General features: G+C 71.2%; 3 protein-coding genes. All 3 read right to left on the bottom strand.

Annotated elements, in window-relative coordinates:
- Nucleotides 1-119 precede the first annotated feature (119 nt).
- Nucleotides 120-767: a SurA N-terminal domain-containing protein gene (locus EHS43_RS42550; RefSeq protein ID WP_125195815.1), complete on the bottom strand. Its 648-nt coding sequence runs from the start codon at nucleotides 765-767 to the stop codon at nucleotides 120-122.
- A 155-nt stretch (nucleotides 768-922) separates the two neighbouring features.
- On the bottom strand, nucleotides 923-1,765 hold the full coding sequence (locus EHS43_RS42555; protein ID WP_125195816.1) for a glycoside hydrolase domain-containing protein: 843 nt from the start codon (nucleotides 1,763-1,765) through the stop codon (nucleotides 923-925).
- Nucleotides 1,766-1,906: 141 nt separating this feature from the next.
- Nucleotides 1,907-2,451 (bottom strand): tetratricopeptide repeat protein (locus EHS43_RS42560; protein WP_125195817.1); only part of this gene is annotated, 545 nt, incomplete at its 5' end.

Genomic DNA, 2,451 nt, shown 5'->3' on the forward strand with positions numbered 1-2,451 from the left:
GATCGTACGACCATCCGCCTGCGGTGTGAGGGGACGGGCCGGCGGCGAGCTGCCCCGCGCTCCCGCGCCCGCCGCGCCTTCGTGAGCGGGCTCTCCCGGCGGTGGACCGTCCCGTCCCGCTACGCGCTCTGCTCGCTCCCAGCCGCCGTGACCTCCCGTACCCAGGGGGTCTTCGCGTCGACGCGGGTGCTCTTGGTGACGTCCCAGGTGCCGTAGCGCGGGTTGAGGTCGACGTCGAGCTGCTTGGACGCCTTGCTCAGGGCGTTCCAGAAGGCGGGGTCGCTGGTGTCGGTGCCGAGCTTCCCGGCGAGTTTCTGGGCCTCCAGCTGGAGGCGGAGGTTCTCGTCGAGGCGTTCGGGGGCGATGCCGTACTGCTGGAGCCAGGCGGTCTCCAGGCCCTTGGGGCCGCCCGCCTGTTCCTCCAGGCCGGCCCGCAGCTCCTGGACCTGCTTGCGGGTGACGGACACGCCCGCGTCGGCGGCCGCCTGGTGCAGTACCCGGTCGAGGACCATGCCGTGCAGGACGTCGCGGGTGAGGGTGCCGGTCTTGGCGATGGCCTGCTTGTACTGGTTCTCGTCGGTGACGGCGGCCCGCTGCGCGTCACGCACCTCGGTCACCCGGTTCTCCAGCTGGGAGACGGTGATCCGCTGGCCGCCGACCACGGCCGCCGCGCCGGGATGCGCGTCGCTTCCGCAGGCGGTGAGCAGGGGTGCCGCGGCGGCGAGGGCGGCGGTGAGGACGAGCGCGGTGCGACGACGGCGGTGCAAGGAGGCCTCCCGAGGAGATTGTGCGACGGTGCACAAGGTCTTGCGGTGATCGATGGTAGGCAGGGGACCGGCTCTGGCCAACCCATTCGACCAACGATTCACCAGGACTTCCGGCACCGCCGCGCTCTCACCGCACGTACGCGCGTGTGCCGGGGTCAGCCGGTGATGGCCACCGGGCCGTCCCAGGCGTCGCGGTCCACGGTGATCGTGTAGCCGTTGCGCGACTCCTTGCTGTTGACCAAGTACTGGTGGCCTCGGCTGTGATCGGTGTACTGGGTCTTGCCGAACGGCCAGTCCGTCGTCGTGGTGTTCTGCTTGTCCCACAGCGCGTACCAGAGGTTGCCCGGCAGGTCGGTCCGGTCGGTCGCGGTGGCGATCGCCTTGGCGCTGGAGCTGGAGAAGCCGTAGAAGCCCGCGCGGTACGTCTTCGCGCGCAGGGTCTTGTCGAAGGCGCGCACATAGGTGAGCACGGCGTCGTTGCACGCCTTGTTCGTGATGTCGTACGCCTCCATGTCGAGGTAGATCGGGCTGCCGGTCCTCATGCCGAGCGCGGAGGCCTTGGCGACCGCGTCCGCGCCGTCGGTGGCGCCGAGGGAGGCGGCGGTGGAGGCGGTGAGCTTCTCGGGGTTGGAGCCGCTCTGGCAGGGCGGCTGGGCGCCGACGTAGAGCGGGATGAGCTTCCAGCCGAGCGTGCTGACCGACTTGACCCAGGAGGCGGTGAGGTTGGGCTGGGAGCAGCCGCGGTTCTTGCCTCCGACGTAGACGGCGGCGGCGCCGTAGAAGCCGGTGTGCCAGGCCTTCATCGCGGCGAGGGAGGGGGCGGCGCAGGTGTCGAAGGCGCGGCCGGTGAAGGTCTTCTGCGCGGGCCAGGTGGTGGCGGCCATCGAGGTCTGGGCGGCGAGGCCGGCGCCGGCGACGACGGCGGCCCCGGCGACGCCCCAGGTGACGTATCGGCGCTTCTTCGACTGCCGGTGGCTGCGGCTGGACTTGGACGACATGGACGGACCCCACCCCTGGTTGTGCTGTGCATGGCTGAAAAGACGCGCAAAGGTATCCGGAGGCGGTCCTTTGTTTGGGAAAGGCCGGTCCCTGAAGGTGACAAGTTTCCCTATGGGCGCGGCAAAATCTGGCGGCCCGTTCTAGCCGCGTACCTGCCCGAGCCACTGGAGCGTGCGGCGGACCTCGGTCGCGAGCGGGTGGCCCGGTCCGTGGAGTCGTTCCACGTCGTGGAGCAGCCGCGCGAGGGTGTCGTGGGCTGCGGCGCGGTCGCCGAGGGCGAGCAGGAGGTGCCCGATGCGGCGGCGGACGTCGTGGGCGAGCTGGGGGTCGCCGGCCACGTACTGGTTCTCGTAGTACGGCAGCAGGGAACGGTATTCGGCCAGGGCCGCCGCGGGTTCGCCGAGTTGTTCGAGGCACTGGGCGGCGTCATAGCGGAAGCGCAGGGACTGCGGGTCGGCGTGGCCGGCCTCGGTGGCGCGTTCGTCGGCGAGGCGGCGCAGTTCGGGCAGGGCGCGCCGGTACTGGCCGTCGTCCATGAGGGTGGCGGCGTACTGCTTGCGCAGGGTGCGGACGACCGGGGAGTTCGCGCCGTGCTGTTCGGCGGCCGCGGGCAGGATGGCGCCGAGGATGTCGACGGCCTGGGTGATGCGGCCCTCGCCGAGGAGCCGCTTGACCTCGTCGACCG

Origin of the sequence: Streptomyces sp. RP5T (assembly GCF_003933965.1) — a bacterium.
Classification (GTDB): Bacteria; Actinomycetota; Actinomycetes; order Streptomycetales; family Streptomycetaceae; genus Streptomyces.